Source organism: Enterobacter sp. SENG-6, assembly GCF_001605945.1.
Taxonomy (GTDB): domain Bacteria; phylum Pseudomonadota; class Gammaproteobacteria; order Enterobacterales; family Enterobacteriaceae; genus Enterobacter; species Enterobacter cloacae.
On the sequence record NZ_LOMM01000013.1, the window covers coordinates 13,724 to 32,792 of the forward strand.

The window sequence follows — 19,069 nt, forward strand, 5'->3', positions numbered from 1 at the left end:
TGTTATTTACATGGGGGTGAGCGTCGTCGCTTCAACTCAACCGTGTAAAATTTTGTCCATCATACGGCCCGGCAGCAGACGTTTTAACCAGCCTACGGCATGGGTGACCAGCGTTACCGGATAGCGCATTTTTGGGTTATCGCTCTCAAAAGCATGGCGCACTTTCGCGACAACCGCTTCCGGCCCAAGGGTAAAACGTGCGGCGATGCCGGGGTTTTCGACCGGTTTGTCCGCCTGCGTCTGGTTGACGTTATCCGTAAAACGGGTGCGGATGGGGCCGGGTTCAATCAGGCTCACCTTAATCCCGCTGTGACGCAACTCCATGCGTAGGGCGTCCGACCATGCTTCCAGCGCATATTTGCTGGCAGCATACGCGCCGCGGCCGGGGGTAGAAATCAGCCCCATCACCGAGGAGGTCATCACGATACGCCCTTCACCGTGAGGCAGCATCGCCGGAAGCAGGCGCATGGTGAGTTGATGCACACCGAAAAAGTTGCTGGAAAACTGTTGTTCAAGCTGTTCGCGGGAGATCGTATTCAGCGGGCCATAGAGACCGTAACCGGCATTATTGAACAGACCGTACAGACGGTTGCCGGTAAGGGCGATCACCTCATCGGCGGCGCGTTCAACGCTGTCCGGTGAGTCCAGATCCAGCAACACGCTGGTGAACCCCATCCCGTTGAGGCGTTCCACATCGTCAGGTTTACGGCAGGCCGCCAGCACCTGAAATCCCTGACGCTTTAATTCGAGCGCGCTTTCAAGACCAATTCCGCTGGAACATCCTGTAATTAAGACCGATTTTTGCATAACTTTACCTGTCAGGATCTCCGCTTAATCAGGAGTCATGGTTAACTAAAGGAGCCAGCCGCGTTGCCATCCAGTCGGCAATAAACGGCTGTGCATCGCGATTGGGGTGGATCCCGTCATCCTGCATCCAGTTGGGTTTGAGATAGACCTCTTCCATGAAAAATGGCAGCAGCGGAATATCAAACTCGTTGGCAAGCTTAGGGTAGATCGCGCTAAAGGCTTCATTATACCGACGACCGTAGTTGGCGGGCAGGCGAATTTGCATCAGCAGCGGCTGGGCGTTCGCCGCTTTAATGTCCTTCAGGATGGTGCGCAGGGTTTGTTCCGTTTGCTGAGGCTGGAAGCCACGCAATCCGTCGTTACCGCCCAGCTCCACCAGTACCCATCGCGGTTGATGCTGTTTGAGCAAAGCCGGCAGACGCGACAAGCCCTGCTGCGAGGTATCACCGCTGATGCTGGCGTTGATAACAGACGTTTTGCTCTGCCATTTTTCGTTGAGCAGAGCCGGCCAGGCCGCACTGGCCGCCATACGATAGCCTGCGCTGAGGCTGTCGCCGAGAACCAGTAACGTGTCCGCTGCCGCCGCGCGGAAAGTCATCAGAATCAAAAACAGGAAGGGCAAATGCCAGCGGAAAACATTGTTGAAGTTCATCGTCTTAAGAAGTCCGTCGGTCAGGGGGAACACGAGCTTTCCATCCTCACCGGAGTTGAACTCGTTGTCAAACCTGCCGAAACCATTGCGCTGATTGGCGAATCCGGTTCCGGTAAGTCCACGCTGCTGGCTATTCTGGCCGGACTGGACGACGGCAGCAGCGGCGAGGTTAACCTGGTCGGACAGCCGCTGCATCAGCTTGATGAAGAGGCGCGTGCCGCGCTACGTGCCCGTCACATCGGCTTTGTGTTTCAGTCCTTCATGCTGATCCCCACCCTGAACGCGCTGGAAAATGTTGAATTGCCCGCGCTGCTGCGCGGAGAAAGCAGCCGTGAAAGCCGCGATCATGCGAAGGCATTGCTGGAACAGCTGGGGCTGGGGAAACGCCTTGACCATCTTCCGGCGCAGCTTTCCGGTGGAGAGCAGCAACGCGTGGCGCTGGCCCGCGCATTTAATGGTCGCCCGGAGGTGCTGTTTGCCGATGAACCCACCGGGAACCTGGACCGTAAAACCGGCGATAAGATTGCCGATCTGCTGTTCTCGCTCAACCGGGAACATGGCACCACGCTGATTCTGGTCACGCACGATCCGCAGTTGGCCGCCCGCTGCGATCGCCGCCTGCGGCTGGTCAACGGTGAATTGCAGGAGGAAGCATGATTGCCCGCTGGTTCTGGCGCGAGTGGCGCTCGCCTTCGCTGCTGATCGTCTGGCTGGCGTTAAGCCTGGCGGTGGCCTGCGTGCTGGCGCTGGGCAGCGTCAGCGATCGCATGGAGAAAGGGCTTAGCCAGCAAAGCCGCGAATTTATGGCGGGCGACAGGGCGCTGCAAAGCTCGCGCGCCGTCCCGCCGGGCTGGATCGACGAAGCGCGCAAGCGGGGGCTCAAGGTCGGGGAGCAGATAAGCTTCCAGACCATGACCTTCGCCGGTGACACGCCGCAGCTGGCCAGCGTCAAAGCCGTGGATGATATCTACCCGATGTACGGTGAACTGCAGACCAGCCCGCCAGGCGTCAAGCCGAAACCCGGTACGGTGCTGCTGGCACCGCGACTGATGGCGCTACTGAACCTGAAAACAGGTGACAGCATCGACGTGGGGGACGCGACGCTGACCATTACCGGGGAGGTGGTTCAGGAACCCGATTCCGGCTTCAACCCGTTCCAGCTCGCCCCACGCTTGCTGATGAACACCGCAGACGTGGCGAAAACCAACGCCGTCCAGCCGGGGAGCCGCGTCACCTGGCGCTATAAGTTTGGCGGCACGCCTGCGCAGCTGGAGGCGTATGAAAAATGGCTTCTGCCGCAGTTAAAACCGGAGCACCGCTGGTACGGGCTTGAGCAGGATGAGGGCGCGCTCGGCAAGTCTCTTGAACGCTCTCAGCAGTTCCTGCTGCTCTCGGCACTGTTAACCCTGCTGCTGGCCGTCGCGGCGGTTGCCGTGGCGATGGGACACTACTGCCGCAGCCGTTACGATCTGGTGGCGATCCTCAAAACCCTTGGCGCGGGCAGAGCGCAATTGCGGAGGCTGATTGTCGGCCAGTGGCTGATGGTGCTGGCGCTGTCGGCCGTCACCGGTGGGGCGACAGGTCTGCTGTTTGAAAAGCTGCTGATGATGCTCCTGAAACCGGTACTGCCTGCCGCGCTGCCGCCAGCAAGCCTCTGGCCATGGCTGTGGGCGATTGGCGCGATGACCGTGATTTCATTGCTGGTGGGGTTGCGCCCGTACCGGCTCCTGCTCGCCACCCAGCCGCTGCGCGTGCTGCGCCGCGATGTGGTGGCCAGCGTCTGGCCGCTTAAATACTACCTGCCGGTGATGATAGCCGTGGTGATCGGGCTCCTTGCCTGGCTGATGGGCGGGAGTACCCTGCTGTGGGCCGTGCTGGTCGGGGCGGTGGTTCTGGCGCTGCTGTGTGGCGTGCTGGGCTGGATGTTGCTCACTGTTCTGAAAAGGATGACGATTAAATCCCTTCCCGTGCGGCTGGCGGTGAACCGTCTGCTGCATCAGCCGTGGTCAACGCTGAGCCAGCTTTCGGCGTTTTCGCTCTCGTTTATGCTGCTGGCGCTTTTGCTGGTGCTGCGCGGCGATCTGCTGGATCGCTGGCAACAGCAGCTTCCGCCGGAAAGCCCGAACTATTTTCTGATCAATATTGCTCCAGAACAGGTGACACCACTGAAGGGTTTTCTCTCTGAGCATCACATTATTCCCGAGTCGTTCTATCCGATCGTGCGTGCGCGCCTGACGCAGATCAACGGTCAGTCGACGGAGGGGAATAAAGATGAGTCGCTCAACCGTGAGCTAAACCTGACCTGGCAGGAGAAGCGCCCGGATCACAACCCGATCACCGCCGGAAGCTGGCCGCCAAAGGCCGGGGAAGTGTCGATGGAAGAGGGGCTGGCAAAGCGTCTGAATGTGAAGCTGGGAGATAGCGTGACCTTTACCGGCGACACGCAGGATTTCAGCGCCAGAGTGACCAGCCTGCGCAAAGTGGACTGGGAAAGCCTGCGGCCAAACTTCTTCTTTATCTTCCCTGTCGGGGCGCTGGATGGACAGCCGCAGAGCTGGCTCACCAGCTTCCGCTGGGAAAACGGCAACGGCATGTTGACGCAGCTCAACCGGGAATTCCCGACGGTTAGCCTGCTGGACATCGGCGCGATACTGAAACAGGTCGGTCAGGTGCTGGAGCAGGTCAGCCGCGCGCTGGAGGTGATGGTGGTACTGGTGACGATTTGCGGCGTGCTGTTGCTGCTGGCACAGGTGCAGGTTGGCATGCGTCAGCGTCATCAGGAGCTGGTGGTCTACCGTACGCTGGGAGCCGGCAAGCGCCTGCTGAGGGCTACGCTGTGGAGCGAGTTCGCCCTGCTGGGGCTGGTGGCAGGCCTGGTGGCCGCCATTGGCGCAGAGGCGGCGCTGGCAGTGCTGCAGTCGAAAGTCTTCGACTTCCCGTGGGAGCCAGACTGGCGCCTGTGGCTGACGCTGCCGGTGTGCGGTGCGCTTTTGCTTTCACTTTGCGGCGGCTGGCTCGGAACGCGGCTGTTAAAAGGCAAAGCACTTTTCCGCCAGTTTGTCAGTTAGTTCACAGACGTGATGGTTGCGTGCCGGTTTAAATGCTGGTACGCAGCCCGTTAACAGCACAAATCGATAATACCCACTCATTTAGTAGCACAAAACATTAAAAACCCGCCCACACAGCCCGATTATTTCCAGTTAATATTCACACGCTAAATATTTAGCAGCGTGTCTATTAAGGAAAAATAATGACTATAAAAACAACCGCGCTGGCGACAGCTATTGGCGCAGCAGTGGCATTAACCTCCTTCGCATCTCAGGCGGAAATCACGGTTCTTAAGCAAGATCCTCAGGCGGGTAACCCGCTGAGCCGTCTGAACTTTACCGTTGGCGGCAGTATTCGTCCTCAGTTCCAGAACATGACGGGCGACGACGGTAAAAACAGCTACAAACGTAACGGCTTCGACGGCGGCACCCGTTTCCGTTTTGCGGCAGATTACTATCTGTTCGACGACATCAGCTGGATCAGCTACTACGAACTGGGTGTGAATATCCCTGCCCAGTTCAACTGGGATCATCACTATGCCGAAGGTGCTCACGACACCACGCGCCGTATGCTCTACACCGGCCTGAAGAGCGACACCTGGGGTACGCTGACCTTCGGTCAACAGAACAGCGTGTACTATGATGTGGTGGGTGTGAAAACCGATATCTGGGACTACGACATGATCGGTCAGGCACCAGGTAACGGTATCAATGGCGACTACGATGGCTCTTATCGTTCACGCAATATGCTGAAATATAAGAAAACCGTTGGCGATGCTGATATCTACGCCTCTTACCTGTTTGAAGACAGCGAATACCTGCCGGGCAACGGTCTGCGCTACAAGCGTAAAGGCGGCGGTTCCCTGGGTATCGATTACCACCTGACCACCGATCTGACCTGGGGCGCGGCATGGAACTACACCCGTGCAGATATGCGTAACCCGGACAACGGCGACAGCAAAACCTATGACCAGAACATCCTCGGTACCGCGCTCAGCTGGACACCGGATAACTGGACCTTCTCTGCTGGCGGCGGCTGGTACCAGAACTTCCTGACCACCAAAAAAGTGTCTGTTAACGACTACTTTGCCGGTGACGCATGGGGTATCGAATACTTCGCAGGGTACAAATTCCCAATCAATCAGTATGCGGTTAAATCCATTCAGCCATACTTCATGGGTGACCGTATCGAGTACGTGAACGGCCGTAACTACCAGCGCATCGACAACGGTGTGGGTATTAGCTTCCAGCTGGACTACGGTTTCCGTGTGGATTACGAACACGTGTTCACCTCCAGCACCGACAACCTGGGCGATATGAACCTGGTGCGTCTGCGTTACGACTTCTAAGGTCGAAGCACAGGGTGCGGTCTGATGCCCTCACCCTGACCCTCTCCCACAGGGAGAGGGTACAAACATTAAAAACGGCAACCAGGTTGCCGTTTTGCTTTTACCTCGCCACCCGGCTTTCTTTCAGCGATCAAGCCAGTCAGCGACCTCGCCATACGTCCCGCGATATACAATCTTCTCCGCTTTCTTCTCCAGCTGATAGCCGTACATCGGGTCGTAATAATCTCTGAGCAGCGGCGCAAGCCAGCTAAAGTGTGCGTCAGTGCTGCCAGAGCGTTGTTGTTCCAGCAGTGCGGAATCTAACAGCGCGGTGAATTCCGCATAACGCTGCAGCCCCAGACGGCGGCGAATGGCGAACAGACCGTGGTGCAGGTACTCGCTATACTCCTTCCAGCCTGCCTCTTCGCCGTAGGCGGCAGAAAAATCGGCCCACATATGGTCGAAATACTCTTCGCGCAGGCGCTCAAGACGAATGTCAAACGGATCCTCTACCACCACGATAGGGGCTTCGGCCATCCGGTCGCGCAGGCATTCCGGCAGATGGTTAGAGCCAATCATCCTGCCCTCATCCTCCAGCACCCAACGTGCGGCATCTTTTTTCAACAGCTCGACGGCCAGATGATTTTCAAAGCTTGCCTGGGAATGCTGTGGCGTCAGCGTGCGGCCAAACGATGAGCCGCGATGGTGGGCCAGCCCTTCCAGATCGATCCCCTGCGCGTGTTGCTTCACCAGCAACGTTTTACCGTTTCCGGTACAGCCGCCGATAAGCACCATCGGTTTTTGTGACTGCTCAATAGTGACCTGAATCGCCGTCTGACGCAGGGCTTTATAGCCGCCGCGGATCAGCGGGTAATCCACGCCCGCCTCTTTAAGCCAGGCCTGCGTGATATGCGAGCGCTGTCCGCCGCGCGCGCAGCAGATAAAGCCCTCAGGACGAGCAAGACAGGCTTCGCGCCAGGCGTTGATCCGGGCCTCCCGCGTGTCGCCGTTCACCAGACTATGGCCGAGCGCCAGCGCAGCGTCGGGCCCCTGGCGTTTGTAGCAGGTCCCCACGGCGGCGCGTTCGTCGTCGTTCATCAAAGGCAGGTTGATTGCCGCAGGCATCGCACCTTGCGCAAATTCGATCGGCGCGCGAACGTCAATCAAAGGGGTATCGGACGCGAGTATCGCGCGATAATCCGTTCCATCGTTCATGGTTATTCCAGAAATCAAAACAGCAATGGAGGGGGATTTTACGCGCGTGAGGAGAGGCCGGGGAAGGGGAAGATCAACTCCCCGGCAATTATCGCTTATTTGAGCTTTGATTGCGCCCAGACAATCCCGCTTGCGTATTCCGGCGGCAGGAGAGGAATCATCGCTTCCAGGGTAGCGCTCAGGCGGCCTGCGTCGCTGTCGTTCAGGTTCAGGTGACCCACTTTACGCCCCGGACGAACCTCTTTGTCGTACCAGTGCAGGTGCACCAGCGGCAGCTTCAGCCAGTCGTAGTTCAGATCGGTACCGATCAGGTTGATCATCACTGAAGGGCTATTAACCACCGGCTGCGGCAACGGCAGGTCAGTAATGGCGCGCAGGTGCAGCTCAAACTGGCTGATTGATGCGCCGTTTTGCGTCCAGTGACCGCTGTTGTGAACGCGCGGTGCCAGTTCGTTGATCAGCAGACCAGATGGCGTTACAAAACACTCCATCGCCATCACGCCCACATAACCCAGTTCATGCATAATGGCCGAGAGCATCTCTTCCGCCTGCGCCTGCTGTTCAGCATTGGCCTGCGGGAAGGCGACGCTGGTGCGTAAGATCCCGTCCTGATGCAGGTTATGGGTCAGAGGATAAAATACGGTACGCCCGTCGTGGCCGCGAGCGCCAACCAGCGACACTTCACCGCTGAAGTTGATGCCCTGCTCAACGATGCACTCTCCGTAGCACTCTTCCGGCAGTTCGGCGGTTTCGTGTGCGCGCAAACGCCACTGTCCGCGGCCGTCATAACCGCCGACGCGACGCTTTACAATCGCCAGTTCGCCCAGCATAGCGAAGACATCGTTCCACTCGCTTTTATCAGACAGCAACTGCCACGGCGCGGTCGCCAGTCCGAGCTTGTCGAACAGCTGTTTTTGCGTCAGACGGTCAGCAATGATTGGGAACACGTCGCGGTTCACAAAAGCGTTATGGCGCGCCAGTTCACGGGTCAGCGCGGTTTCCGGCCAGCGTTCAATCTCAGCGGTAATGACGCTCTGGTGGAACGGCACGGCTTCGGGTTCGGCATCCAGACCGACCGGCCAGACGGCAATGCCCAGCGGTTCACCGGCCTGGCGCAGCATGCGGCCTAACTGACCGTTACCGAGGACGCAAACCTGCTTCATGCCGCACCCCGCGGGTCCGGGTTGTCCAGCACTTCGTCGGTCTGGGCTTTACGCCAGTCCGCCAGACGCTGAAGTAAGGCTTTATCGTGCGTCGCCAGGATCTGCGCTGCCAGCAGAGCCGCGTTTGCCGCGCCCGCTTTGCCGATGGCCAGCGTACCCACAGGAATGCCACGCGGCATCTGCACGATGGAGTAAAGGCTGTCGACACCGCTCAGTGCGGCGCTCTGCACCGGAACACCCAGTACCGGCACCAGCGTTTTGGCGGCAATCATGCCCGGCAGATGTGCTGCGCCACCCGCACCGGCAATGATCACCTCGTAACCGTTCTCTTGCGCGCTTTCGGCAAAGCTGAACAGTTTATCCGGCGTGCGGTGTGCGGAAACCACTTCAACGTGGTGAGGAACATTCAGGATTTCAAAGATTTCGGCGGCGAACTGCATGGTAGCCCAGTCGCTTTTGGACCCCATCACGATGGCGACACGCGCCGGATTATTGCGGGAAGACATGCGTCTTAAAACTCCTGTGGTGCGAAACACACTGCTTTCGAGGGCACAGAGAATAGCATGTAATACGGGCAAGGAAAACGGTTGCGCGGTTAAAAACCGAGCCGTTGTGGTGCGCGGGAATAACAAAACAGACCGCATTCAGGCGGTCTGTTTTGAGAGGTTACTGAAGATCCCCTGCGGTCAGGTTCTCTTTGTCGAATGCGTGGCTGACATCAATATGATTCACCATGCTGGTGTCGATATTCGAGCCGGCTTCCGGTACACAGAAGCCATTCTCTGCTGCCATCGCGCCAGTGGACAGTCCAGCGGCCAGCAGCAGGGCACTTACGATGCTGATTTTTTTCATTCTCTTTCCTTCCTCATCGTCTTGTCGCTGTCGCGGATCTACTGGCGGCACGGCAAACGGCGATCTTATTTAGTCAGTTCCGCAGTCATGTGCACGCGGTTATTGAACTGTGCGCTGGTGATTTTGTAAGACGCGCCCTGTTCAGCAGCCTGAGCGGCAATTTTCGCTTCTGCACGATCCAGGGTTGAGGCTGTCGCGCTAACGCTTTGTGCGAAAGAACCGAAAGAGATCAGAGACAGAGCGGCAATTGCAACGAAAGTTTTGATAGATTTCATGGTCGTAATCCTTAAGTGTTTTGTTTGGGATAGGGCGTGTTGCCCTGATGTGATAAATGATAGGCCGACCACGGGCTGATTAAAATCGAAACAATTTGCCGATATCTTTCAAAAAAATAGAATGAGTTTTGCGGGAGAAATTAAAACGGGAAAGCGATCAGTTCCACACCTTCAGGCGTGACTTTCACCATCGATCCTTCGCTGTGCCACGCGCCCAGTACCACACGGCGAGCCGGTTCGCCGTTGGCGACCAACGTATGCACGTCGGGACGGTGGGTATGACCGTGGATCAACCACTGGACGTGGTGTTTCTCCATCACGTTGACCACTGCCTGCGGGTTGACGTCCATGATGGTCATCGACTTACTGCTGTTGGCGGCTTTACTGCCCGCGCGCATTCTGGCGGCGATACGGTTCCGGATAAACAGCGGCAGGGCAAGGAACACCTTTTGGATCCACGGGGTGTGGACCTTCGCGCGAAACGCCTGATAGCCGGTATCGTCCGTACAGAGCGTGTCACCGTGCATGATCAGGACTTTTCGACCATAGAGGTCAAGCACCTGTTCTTCTGGCAGCAGCGTCATGCCGCTTTCTCGGGCGTAGCGAGGGCCGACCAGAAAATCGCGGTTGCCGTGAATGAAGTAGCAGGGAACGCCGGAGGTGACCAGCGCGTGAATGGCGGCAGCCATTTCACGGTGCAGCGGGTTGGGGTCGTCGTCGCCGATCCAGGCTTCAAACAGGTCGCCAAGGATGTAAAGCGCGTCGGCGTGTCTGGCTTCACCCGCTAAAAAACGCAGAAAACCGGCGGTGATCGCCGGTTCTTCTGTTTGCAGGTGCAAATCTGCAATAAAGAGTGTCGCCACGAATTACTCGCTGACGGTCACGCTGGTAATCACAACGTCTTCTTTTGGAACGTCCTGATGCATGCCGCTGCGGCCGGTGGAAACGGCTTTGATCTTGTCGACCACGTCCATGCCTTCAACCACTTCTGCGAATACGCAGTAGCCCCAACCCTGCAGGCTTTCGCCGGAGAAGTTCAGGAAGTCGTTGTCAGCCACGTTGATGAAGAACTGCGCGGTGGCAGAGTGAGGTGCCTGAGTACGCGCCATCGCCAGCGTGCCGCGGGTATTTTTCAGGCCGTTATTGGCTTCGTTTTTGATCGCTTCTTTTGTTTCTTTCTGCTTCATACCCGGTTCAAAACCGCCGCCCTGAATCATAAAGCCGTTGATCACACGGTGGAAAATGGTGTTGTTGTAGAAACCTTCGCGGCAGTAGTCCAGGAAGTTTTTAACTGTTTCAGGCGCTTTGTCATCAAAGGTTTTGATTACGATATCGCCATGATTAGTGTGGAAAGTAACCATTTTTGCATCCTGTTCCGTTATTGTGGTACGTCGACCCGCGTTCGGGTCAGATATAGGGGCCTGTTATAGCATAACCACAGGATGCGATCACCTTGCATTGTGTGCTGCTTCGGGTTTGAATTACGGGTAGAATACCCGGTTTTCGTCCACACACGTGTTTACATGGAATCTTCGATGTTAAAAATCTTTAATACAATGACGCGCCAGAAAGAGGAATTTAAACCTATCCATGCCGGGGAAGTCGGCATGTACGTGTGTGGTATTACGGTTTACGATCTCTGTCATATCGGCCATGGCCGTACCTTTGTCGCATTCGATGTCGTGTCGCGTTACCTGCGTTTCCTCGGGTATAACCTGAAGTACGTGCGTAACATCACCGATATTGACGACAAAATCATCAAGCGCGCTAATGAAAATGGCGAAAGCTTTGTCGCGCTGGTGGATCGTATGATCGTTGAGATGCACAAGGATTTCGACGCGTTAAACATTTTGCGCCCGGACAGCGAGCCGCGTGCGACCCACCATATTCACGAAATTATCGAGATCACGGAAAAGCTGATTGAACGCGGCCACGCATACGTTGCGGACAATGGCGACGTGATGTTCTCAGTGCCAACCGATCCTACCTACGGCTCGCTTTCCCGTCAGGATCTTGACCAACTGCAGGCTGGCGCCCGCGTTGACGTGGTTGACGTGAAGCGTAACCCAATGGACTTCGTGCTGTGGAAGATGTCCAAAGAGGGCGAACCAAGCTGGCCATCTCCATGGGGAGAAGGGCGTCCGGGCTGGCACATTGAGTGCTCGGCGATGAACTGCAAACAGCTGGGCAAACATTTTGACATTCACGGCGGCGGTTCAGACCTCATGTTCCCGCACCACGAAAACGAAATCGCGCAGTCCACCTGTGCGCACGGCGGCGAGTATGTGAACTACTGGATGCACTCCGGGATGGTGATGGTTGACCGCGAGAAGATGTCTAAATCGCTGGGCAACTTCTTCACCGTGCGTGACGTGCTGAAGTATTACGATGCGGAAACCGTACGTTACTTCCTGATGTCAGGCCACTACCGCAGCCAGCTGAACTACAGTGAAGAGAATCTGAAACAGGCACGCTCTGCGCTGGAGCGTCTGTACACTGCGTTGCGCGGTACCGACAAGTCCGTGGAGGCCGCGGGCGGCGAGGCGTTTGAGGCCCGCTTTGTTGAGGTGATGAACGATGATTTCAACACCCCGGAAGCCTACTCGGTGCTGTTCGATATGGCGCGTGAAGTCAACCGTCTGAAGTCAGAAGATATGGCGGCGGCGAATGCGCTGGCTTCTCACCTGCGTAAACTCTCTTCCGTGCTTGGCCTGCTGGAACAGGAGCCGGATGCCTTCCTGCAGAGCGGTGCGCAGGCGGATGACGGCGAAGTGGCAGAGATTGAAGCGCTGATTAACGCGCGTCTCGAAGCCCGTCAGGCGAAAGACTGGGCGGCAGCGGATGCGGCGCGCAATCGCCTGACCGAGATGGGGATCATCCTGGAAGATGGCCCACAAGGGACCACCTGGCGCCGTAAGTAATTTTCCCCTCACCCTAACCCTCTCCCACAGGGAGAGGGGATTGTTAGGTGTTCTCCCTCTCCCTGTGGGAGAGCCACAACAACCCCATCAGCACCACTCCCGGCAGCCACACCCACAGCAGTTCAGAGATAATCACCTGATGCCCGTACGGCGTGGTTTAACGCGACAGGGCAAACGGGGCGACCTTAATCACCTGCCACGGCGCAAAGAAGCGTTCATCTGACCACGGCCACAGCCAGCCGACGCCCTTGCCGCCGGTGGTGACGGAATCCAGCAGGCTGTGCGACAGCAGCGACACGGTTAAAAACAGCCAGCAGCGCGTCAAACTTGCCCTGAACCATCGTCGCCCGACCAGTACGCAGAGTATCGGCACCACGAAGGCAAACAGCAGTGAATGGGTAAAGCCGCGATGACCGAAAACATTGCCGTAAGCAACGCCGAACTTAAACGCCAGCACGTCGGCATCGGGCAGCATCGCGAGCACGACACCGGCGAAAAGCAGGCGGGGAGGAATAACCCGGGTTCCCAGGCCTAAGCCCAGGCAAAGCGGAACAGCAGCGTGAGTGATAACGGTAGGCATCGTAATTTTCCATGACAAATCATGGGAATATAGCAGCGATTTCGCTGAAACTGACCTGTGCTAAATTCCGATTTTTACGCCGATTCCCGCGCGATAAGCTGGCCGGAGAGGGTAATGCGCTGCGTCTGCAGCTCTGGCTCTTTCAGCTTACGGATGATAAGACCCGCCGCCTGGCGGCCTGTCTCGTCACTGGCGGAGGAGACATAGGTAAACGACGGCGAGGTCAGGTTGACGTGCAGCATATCTTCAAAGCCCACCAGCGCGACCTGCTGCGTCAGAAATACATCTTTTCCCACGGTGCGGCCCACCTGATGAATGCCGCTAATGCAGCCGATCATCGCATCCGGTGAATGGCAGAGCAGGGCGGTGATGGTGTTGTTTTTTTCAAGCAGCTGGCGGGTCGCCATTGCGGCGGCTTGCGTGTCATCGCTGCAGGCCGGGGAGCTTTCATCACGCCACACCAGCCCGTTCTGGGTCATTGCGCTGCGAAATCCAAGCAGGCGCTGCTCGCGAATAAGGCAGCCTTCCCGTCCGCCAATGTAGGCGATGTTGCGGTGCCCGCGCTCGATAAGATAGCGCGCGGCCAGGTTTGCCGCCTGGCGGTTATCGCGCATCACCAGGTTGCATTTTTCATCCAGCAGAGACTGCGAGACCACCACCAGCGGCAGCGGGCACTGGCGGATCTGCTCCGGCAGGGTTGAGGAGCGCGTATCCGACGCGAGATAGATCACGCCCGCCACGCCCTGTTGCTTAAAGGAGAGCAGGGTGCGCTCTAAATGCTCCCGATCGTTCAGCGGCTGGCCGAGAAAAACCATATAGCCCTGCTTCTCCAGCTCCTGGACGATACTCGTCATGACTTTGATGGAAAAGCTGTCGCTAAAATCACGCAGGATCAGGCCGATCAGGTTGGAGGTGTTGGCGCGAAGGTTAGCAGCGGCAACGTTATGAACATAGCCCAGCGTCGTGATGGCGGCATTGACCTTCTCGATCGTTGCTTCGGAGATTTTCCCTTTCTGGCGCAGCACCAGCGATACGGTAGAGACCGACACACCCGCGTGCTTTGCGACATCAATGATGCTGACTTTCTTCAAAACCGCTCCCTGAAATTTACCGATTATCAGCCAGATACGACACGTCTCTCAGCCTACAGGAGACGTGTCGTTCCGGCATCTTATTATTTGCCAATCATGGTGGACATGGTCTGGGCGATAAACTGTGCTCTGGCACCGAAAATCACCTGAATTCCGTTATCACCCACGAAGACCACGCCGCGAGCGCCGAGTCCGTTCAGGCCATCTTTATCCACCGCATCACTTTTTGCCACTTCCAGGCGCAGACGGGTGATACAGGAGCCAACGGAGTCGATGTTGTGCGCACCGCCCAGCAGGGTAATGATTTCGGTGGCGAGTTCAGAATCGGATTTATCATCCGCGCTGGCGGTCACTTCGGTACGGCCCGGCGTTTTCACGTCAAAGCGACGGATCACGAAACGGAAGGTGAAGTAATAAATCATGCCCATCGGAATACCAATGATAATGGCATTGAGGAAGTTGGTCTGATAGCCGTTGAATGACGGCAGGATCCCGAACGACAGATAATCGATAAAGCCTGCCGAGAACGACTTGGCGATATGGGCGTGCAGCAGTTACATGGTCATGTACGCCAGGCCCGCCATAATGGCGTTAAAGACGTAGAGGATCGGCGCGACGAAGATGAAAGTGAACTCCACCGGCTCGGTGATCCCCGTCAGGAAGCAGGTGAGTGCCGCAGAGAACAGAATACCGGCCGCGATTTTTTTATTTTTGGTATGCGCTTCATGATACATCGCCAGACACGCCGCAGGCAGGGCAAACAGCATCAGCGGGAATTCACCCTGCATGAACTTACCGGCGTTCTGGTAGGTGTCGCTGCTGAAGGATTTCACACCTTCTTCCAGCATCTTGAACCAGATGGTCTGGTCGCCGTGGATCACCTGGCCCGCCTGAGTGGTGTAATCACCAAATGAATACCAGAAAGAGGGATACCAGATATGGTGCAGACCGAGCGGGATGAGGGCGCGTTCGACCAGACCGAAGATAAAGGTTGAGGCGGCCTGATTATCGCCGTTCACCACCACGGAGAGCGCGTCGATGCCTGCCTGAATGTGTTGCCAGACGTAGGGCAGCAGCAGACCGAGCAGGAACGAGAGAAACGCCGTGGCAATCGCCACAAAGCGTTTGCCGGAGAAGAAGCCAAGGAACTCCGGCAGCTGCATGGTGTGGAAACGGTTATAGCACCACGCCGCCAGAATACCGCAGATAAGCCCGCCAAAGACGCCCATCTGCAGCGTCGGGATGCCGACCACCATGGCGTATTTGCCGCCCTGAGAGGCCATTTCCGGCGTAATGCTCAGCACGGTACTGATGGTGATATTGGTAACAAACACCGAGACGGCGGCAGACAGTGCGGCAATGCCGGATTCCGATGCCAGACCCACGGCGGAGCCAATGGCAAACAGCATGGGCAGGTTATCAAAGATAACCCCACCCGCGTTCATCATCAGCGGCAGGTGAAACTTATCGCCAAAGGCCAGCAGCAGGCCCGCAGCGGGAAGCAGTGAAATTGGCAGCATTAAGGCGCGACCAATCATCGATAACTTAGACAGCGATTTAACAAACCCTGATATCAGACTCATGCTGATTTCCCCCGAGAAGCGCTTTTTTTGGCGCTGTTATTGTAAGTAGAACGTTTTAGTAGAACGTTCTACTTATCGTGGGCAAAGCGTGAAAAACGCGCAACACAATTTTCACTTTTCAACAGATGAAATAGTGATTATTTGAAGTTGATCGATAATTAACCGTGATAGGTGTGCGGGGATTGTTATCCCCTCTCCCGGCCGGGAGAGGGTTAGGGTTAGGGTTAGGGTGAGGGCATCAGACGGCTCAGGCCGTAACGGTCACGCTCTGACCTTCAAAGCTGACGGTCTGACCGGCAACAATCTTGCAGCGCTTACGCGTTTCTACCACGCCGTCGACGAAAACCAGCCCGTCGGCAATGGCAATCTTGGCCTGCGCACCGCTCTCGCTCCAGCCTTCCAGCTTCAGCAGATCGCACAGCTCAACGTGTGGATGTTTACCTAATGAAAATGTCGCCATGTTACGCGTCCTCTACGTCGTGATACTCCTCGCATGCCTGCAAGGTATTCTGAATCAGGGTTGCTACGGTCATCGGGCCTACGCCGCCCGGTACCGGGGTGATGTAAGAGGCACGCGCTGCGGCATCTTCATAAACCACGTCGCCAACCACTTTGCCGTTTTCCAGACGGTTAATCCCGACGTCCACGACAATCGCCCCTTCCTTAATCCATTCCCCGGGAATGAAGCCCGGCTTACCGACCGCGACGATCAGCAGATCGGCATTCTCGACGTGATGACGCAGGTTTTTGGTGAAGCGGTGGGTCACGGTGGTGGTGCAACCGGCCAGCAGCAGCTCCATGCTCATCGGACGGCCCACGATGTTGGAGGCGCCAATCACTACGGCGTTCAGTCCGTAGGTGTCGATGTTATAACGCTCCAGCAGCGTCACGATGCCGCGTGGGGTGCAGGGACGCAGGCGCGGCGCGCGCTGGCACAGACGGCCAACGTTATACGGGTGGAAACCGTCCACGTCTTTATCCGGCGCGATACGCTCCAGTACCTTCACGTTGTCGATGCCTGCCGGCAGCGGCAGCTGGACCAGAATACCGTCGATCTCTTTATCGGCATTCAGGGTGTCAATAAGTTCCAGCAGTTCTGCTTCGGTGGTGGTTTCCGGCAAATCGTAAGAGCGGGAGACGAACCCCACTTCTTCACACGCTTTGCGTTTGCTGCCGACATAAATCTGCGATGCCGGGTTGCTACCAACCAGCACAACGGCAAGCCCTGGTGCGCGAAAACCAGCCGCTTTACGCGCCTTCACTTTTTCCGCGACCTCAGAGCGCACCTGCTGCGCAATCGTTTTACCGTCAATAATCTTTGCTGCCATCAGAGAGAAGATTCCGTCTGTAACGTTTGAAAGGGGGGATGGCCTGTATTTTGTCAGAAGCGAGCGCCGCTGTCAGTCACCCTTTGCGAGTTTTCCTCCGGCGGGCGTAAAGACCCTTCTCGGGTGATGGTCAATTTCTTAGGCAGGATTAGGATGTGACCTGGTAAAATGGCAGCGTTTTGACATATTTAAAAATAGTTTCCTGAGCTACTTTGTCTCCTCCGAAATAAGCTTTCAATTTTTCAATTGAACATATTTCTTATTCCCGATAATTCGCGGGAAGGGTTATTTACATTTTAAAGGAATAGACATGAAACTCAGCAACATTGCTTCTACTGTTATTGCTTCACTGGCCCTGGTCGCGGGTGCCGCTCACGCTGCCGATCCGGTTACGCCAGTTTCCGTAAATGGCGGTACCGTGCATTTTAAAGGTGAACTGGTTAATGCTGCATGTTCAGTAAATACCGATTCTTCTGAGCAGACTGTTAATCTCGGTCAGTACCGTACCGCGAAATTCACCAAAGTGGGTGATACCACCACCAATATTCCATTCACCATCGAACTGAACGATTGCGATCCGCTGGTGGCGAAAACGACTGCTGTGGCGTTCACCGGTCAGATCGACGCAACTGACAAAACCCTGCTGGCAGTGACTTCCGGTAGCAACGACAACACCGCGAAAGGTGTTGGTATCGAGATCCTCGACAGCAAATCCAGCGTTCTGACGCCAGACGGTGCCACCTTCTCTGCTGCGCAGAACCTGATCCAGGGCACCAACACCCTGAACTTCAGCGCGCGTTATAAAGCCACTGCTGCGACCACTGAACCAGGCCAGGCAAACGCTGACGCCACTTTCGTTATGAAATACGAATAATTCCTCCGTACAGGGATGTTTTGGCCTCAGGGATGAGGCCCGTCATACGCTCAGGCCAGGAACGAAGGATGACAAGGACAGGAACACTACTGCTGTTAACCCTTGCGATGGCTTCCCAGGCATTCGCCCATACGGTGGTGATTGACGGCGGCAAAGTACACCTCCGGGGTGAACTGGTGAACGGTGGCTGCGCCGTGGCGCCAGACAGCCAGAATATGCGCATCGATATGGGACAATACCGGACCAACTCGTTTTCCGGGGTGGGCAGTTTTTCCACCGTTAATGTGCCTTTTACCGTGCGGCTGCTGGATTGCAGCGTGGATGTCTCACGCACCGTCGGGATCCAGTTCCAGGGCATCACGCCCGCGGAAGACCCGCAGGTTTTTCTGGCAACATCGCGCCCCGGTGAAACACCCATCAGCAGCGGGGTGGGGCTGGCTCTCTTTGACGAACAGCAGCGTCAGATAATCCCCAACGCCACGGCGGTCAGCTGGCTGCCCATTGATACCCGCGAGCTTGCGTTTCATTTTAGCGCCCGATATCGGGCTATTTCCGAACACCTTGTGCCAGGCAATATTCAGTCGGATGTCTGGTTTACGTTGATTTATCCATAACACCTGCGAACACATTATTAAAGGTACGGTTTTGATGAATACCCTAATTAAACCAGGACTGATTTTATCGTTTATTTTAATGATGGTTTCTGCAAGCGCGAATGCGTCCGGCGGTATTGCACTTGGAGCCACGCGCGTTATTTATCCGGCAGATGCTAAACAAACTTCACTGGCGATCACCAACAGTAACAAGCAAGAACGCTATTTAATTAACGCGTGGATCGAAAACGCAAACGGGCAAAAAGAAAAAACCTTTGCCGTCACGCCACCGCTGTTTGTCAGCGAGCCGGACAGCGAAAACACGCTGCGCATTATTTACGCCGGGCCTGCTTTGCCTGCCGATCGTGAATCGCTGTTTTACATGAACGTGAAAGCGATCCCGTCAGTGAACAAAGCCAAAACCGAAAACAACAACGTGCTGCAACTGGCCATCCTGTCGCGTATCAAGCTTTTTGTGCGCCCGAATAACCTGGCAATGCAGCCGGAAGAGGCGCTCTCTCAGCTGCGCTTTGAGCGCGTTGGCTCGCATCTGAAGATCAGCAACGCCTCACCGTATTACATCACGCTGGTCAATCTGAAGCTGGGCGGACAGACGCTGGATAACATCATGATTGCGCCAAAAAATTCGGCACAGCAGGCGCTGCCGGCTGGTGCGGGCGGTACGCTCTCCTGGCAGAGCGTCAATGACTACGGTGCCATTACTCCGGCGCGTAGCGTCAACCTGTGAGCAGAGTCAGGG

At 56.3% G+C, this 19,069-nt stretch carries 19 protein-coding genes and 2 pseudogenes; 7 read left to right on the forward strand and 14 right to left on the reverse strand.

The annotated features are described in order from the left end of the window. Positions 1-36 precede the first annotated feature (36 nt). Together AX755_RS08340 and tesA are read right to left on the reverse strand one after the other, a co-directional pair. On the reverse strand, positions 37-807 hold the full coding sequence (locus AX755_RS08340; protein ID WP_062856591.1) for an SDR family oxidoreductase: 771 nt from the start codon (positions 805-807) through the stop codon (positions 37-39). 28 nt (positions 808-835) lie between these two features. Continuing rightward, the gene (tesA, locus tag AX755_RS08345) at positions 836-1,459 is read right to left on the reverse strand and encodes a multifunctional acyl-CoA thioesterase I/protease I/lysophospholipase L1 (RefSeq protein WP_013095913.1); all 624 of its coding nucleotides are present in this window, start codon (positions 1,457-1,459) and stop codon (positions 836-838) included. Between tesA and ybbA the strand changes: the two genes are divergently transcribed. From ybbA to AX755_RS08360, 3 genes are all read left to right on the forward strand, one after another. Further along, on the forward strand, positions 1,430-2,116 hold the full coding sequence (gene ybbA / locus AX755_RS08350; protein ID WP_013095914.1) for a putative ABC transporter ATP-binding protein YbbA: 687 nt from the start codon (positions 1,430-1,432) through the stop codon (positions 2,114-2,116). The genes tesA and ybbA overlap by 30 nt on opposite strands. Then, positions 2,113-4,527, forward strand: coding sequence for a putative ABC transporter permease subunit YbbP (ybbP, locus tag AX755_RS08355; RefSeq protein WP_062856592.1), 2,415 nt, complete (start codon positions 2,113-2,115; stop codon positions 4,525-4,527). Before ybbA ends, ybbP begins: the two co-directional genes overlap by 4 nt. 182 nt (positions 4,528-4,709) lie before the next feature. Then, entirely contained in the window at positions 4,710-5,855 is a 1,146-nt protein-coding gene (locus AX755_RS08360; protein WP_013095916.1) for a porin, read from the forward strand. Positions 5,856-5,978: 123 nt separating this feature from the next. Here AX755_RS08360 and mnmH read toward each other — a convergent pair whose 3' ends face one another. From mnmH to ppiB, 7 genes are all read right to left on the reverse strand, one after another. Then, positions 5,979-7,049 carry a tRNA 2-selenouridine(34) synthase MnmH gene (gene mnmH, locus AX755_RS08365; protein ID WP_062856593.1) on the reverse strand — a complete coding sequence of 357 codons (1,071 nt, stop codon included), beginning with the start codon at positions 7,047-7,049 and terminating at the stop codon, positions 5,979-5,981. Positions 7,050-7,144: 95 nt separating this feature from the next. Next, positions 7,145-8,212, reverse strand: coding sequence for a 5-(carboxyamino)imidazole ribonucleotide synthase (gene purK / locus AX755_RS08370; protein ID WP_013095918.1), 1,068 nt, complete (start codon positions 8,210-8,212; stop codon positions 7,145-7,147). Beyond that, a complete protein-coding gene (purE, locus tag AX755_RS08375; protein WP_040021485.1) occupies positions 8,209-8,718 on the reverse strand; it encodes a 5-(carboxyamino)imidazole ribonucleotide mutase in 510 nt (169 codons plus the stop codon). Before purE ends, purK begins: the two co-directional genes overlap by 4 nt. A 160-nt stretch (positions 8,719-8,878) precedes the next feature. Next, a complete protein-coding gene (locus tag AX755_RS08380) occupies positions 8,879-9,064 on the reverse strand; it encodes a hypothetical protein (protein ID WP_023620085.1) in 186 nt (61 codons plus the stop codon). 65 nt (positions 9,065-9,129) lie between these two features. Continuing rightward, a complete protein-coding gene (locus AX755_RS08385; protein WP_062856594.1) occupies positions 9,130-9,339 on the reverse strand; it encodes a YdgH/BhsA/McbA-like domain containing protein in 210 nt (69 codons plus the stop codon). A gap of 140 nt (positions 9,340-9,479) precedes the next feature. After that, entirely contained in the window at positions 9,480-10,202 is a 723-nt protein-coding gene (lpxH, locus tag AX755_RS08390; RefSeq protein WP_062856595.1) for a UDP-2,3-diacylglucosamine diphosphatase, read from the reverse strand. A gap of 3 nt (positions 10,203-10,205) precedes the next feature. Then, on the reverse strand, positions 10,206-10,700 hold the full coding sequence (gene ppiB, locus AX755_RS08395; RefSeq protein WP_020685026.1) for a peptidylprolyl isomerase B: 495 nt from the start codon (positions 10,698-10,700) through the stop codon (positions 10,206-10,208). 174 nt (positions 10,701-10,874) lie between these two features. Between ppiB and cysS the strand changes: the two genes are divergently transcribed. Next, the gene (gene cysS, locus AX755_RS08400) at positions 10,875-12,260 is read left to right on the forward strand and encodes a cysteine--tRNA ligase (protein WP_020685027.1); all 1,386 of its coding nucleotides are present in this window, start codon (positions 10,875-10,877) and stop codon (positions 12,258-12,260) included. A gap of 43 nt (positions 12,261-12,303) precedes the next feature. On the opposite strand, the pseudogene AX755_RS08405 reads toward cysS, so the two are convergent. From AX755_RS08405 to folD, 5 genes and pseudogenes are all read right to left on the reverse strand, one after another. Beyond that, a pseudogene (locus AX755_RS08405) lies at positions 12,304-12,840 on the reverse strand (metal-dependent hydrolase). A 74-nt stretch (positions 12,841-12,914) separates the two neighbouring features. Then, positions 12,915-13,931, reverse strand: coding sequence for a Mal regulon transcriptional regulator MalI (malI, locus tag AX755_RS08410; RefSeq protein ID WP_062856596.1), 1,017 nt, complete (start codon positions 13,929-13,931; stop codon positions 12,915-12,917). Positions 13,932-14,014: 83 nt separating this feature from the next. Then, positions 14,015-15,514, reverse strand: a pseudogene (locus AX755_RS08415) (PTS transporter subunit EIIC). Between the two features lie 247 nt (positions 15,515-15,761). Then, on the reverse strand, positions 15,762-15,974 hold the full coding sequence (ybcJ, locus tag AX755_RS08420) for a ribosome-associated protein YbcJ (RefSeq protein WP_013095928.1): 213 nt from the start codon (positions 15,972-15,974) through the stop codon (positions 15,762-15,764). Between the two features lies 1 nt (position 15,975). Continuing rightward, positions 15,976-16,842 carry a bifunctional methylenetetrahydrofolate dehydrogenase/methenyltetrahydrofolate cyclohydrolase FolD gene (folD, locus tag AX755_RS08425; RefSeq protein WP_013095929.1) on the reverse strand — a complete coding sequence of 289 codons (867 nt, stop codon included), beginning with the start codon at positions 16,840-16,842 and terminating at the stop codon, positions 15,976-15,978. Positions 16,843-17,152: 310 nt separating this feature from the next. Here folD and fimA point away from each other — a divergent pair, with 310 nt between their 5' ends. The 3 genes from fimA to fimC all read left to right on the forward strand — a co-directional run bounded on the left by fimA (position 17,153) and on the right by fimC (position 19,057). Beyond that, positions 17,153-17,716, forward strand: a complete 564-nt coding sequence (gene fimA / locus AX755_RS08430; RefSeq protein WP_062856597.1) for a type 1 fimbrial major subunit FimA — start codon at positions 17,153-17,155, stop codon at positions 17,714-17,716. 68 nt (positions 17,717-17,784) lie between these two features. Continuing rightward, entirely contained in the window at positions 17,785-18,330 is a 546-nt protein-coding gene (gene fimI, locus AX755_RS08435) for a type 1 fimbrial protein subunit FimI (RefSeq protein ID WP_013095931.1), read from the forward strand. A 34-nt stretch (positions 18,331-18,364) separates the two neighbouring features. Continuing rightward, positions 18,365-19,057, forward strand: a complete 693-nt coding sequence (fimC, locus tag AX755_RS08440) for a type 1 fimbria chaperone FimC (RefSeq protein ID WP_013095932.1) — start codon at positions 18,365-18,367, stop codon at positions 19,055-19,057. Positions 19,058-19,069: the final 12 nt, after the last annotated feature.

Coding starts and splice junctions, on each gene's coding strand:
- AX755_RS08360 (WP_013095916.1), top strand. CDS start 4,710: ATGACTATAAAAACAACCGCGCTGGCGACAGCTATTGGCGCAGCAGTG.
- cysS (WP_020685027.1), top strand. CDS start 10,875: ATGTTAAAAATCTTTAATACAATGACGCGCCAGAAAGAGGAATTTAAA.
- AX755_RS08380 (WP_023620085.1), bottom strand. CDS start 9,064: ATGAAAAAAATCAGCATCGTAAGTGCCCTGCTGCTGGCCGCTGGACTG.
- fimI (WP_013095931.1), top strand. CDS start 17,785: ATGACAAGGACAGGAACACTACTGCTGTTAACCCTTGCGATGGCTTCC.
- tesA (WP_013095913.1), bottom strand. CDS start 1,459: ATGAACTTCAACAATGTTTTCCGCTGGCATTTGCCCTTCCTGTTTTTG.
- fimA (WP_062856597.1), top strand. CDS start 17,153: ATGAAACTCAGCAACATTGCTTCTACTGTTATTGCTTCACTGGCCCTG.
- purE (WP_040021485.1), bottom strand. CDS start 8,718: ATGTCTTCCCGCAATAATCCGGCGCGTGTCGCCATCGTGATGGGGTCC.
- purK (WP_013095918.1), bottom strand. CDS start 8,212: ATGAAGCAGGTTTGCGTCCTCGGTAACGGTCAGTTAGGCCGCATGCTG.
- ybbP (WP_062856592.1), top strand. CDS start 2,113: ATGATTGCCCGCTGGTTCTGGCGCGAGTGGCGCTCGCCTTCGCTGCTG.
- ybcJ (WP_013095928.1), bottom strand. CDS start 15,974: ATGGCGACATTTTCATTAGGTAAACATCCACACGTTGAGCTGTGCGAT.
- folD (WP_013095929.1), bottom strand. CDS start 16,842: ATGGCAGCAAAGATTATTGACGGTAAAACGATTGCGCAGCAGGTGCGC.
- fimC (WP_013095932.1), top strand. CDS start 18,365: ATGAATACCCTAATTAAACCAGGACTGATTTTATCGTTTATTTTAATG.
- ybbA (WP_013095914.1), top strand. CDS start 1,430: ATGCCAGCGGAAAACATTGTTGAAGTTCATCGTCTTAAGAAGTCCGTC.
- AX755_RS08385 (WP_062856594.1), bottom strand. CDS start 9,339: ATGAAATCTATCAAAACTTTCGTTGCAATTGCCGCTCTGTCTCTGATC.
- AX755_RS08340 (WP_062856591.1), bottom strand. CDS start 807: ATGCAAAAATCGGTCTTAATTACAGGATGTTCCAGCGGAATTGGTCTT.
- ppiB (WP_020685026.1), bottom strand. CDS start 10,700: ATGGTTACTTTCCACACTAATCATGGCGATATCGTAATCAAAACCTTT.
- mnmH (WP_062856593.1), bottom strand. CDS start 7,049: ATGAACGATGGAACGGATTATCGCGCGATACTCGCGTCCGATACCCCT.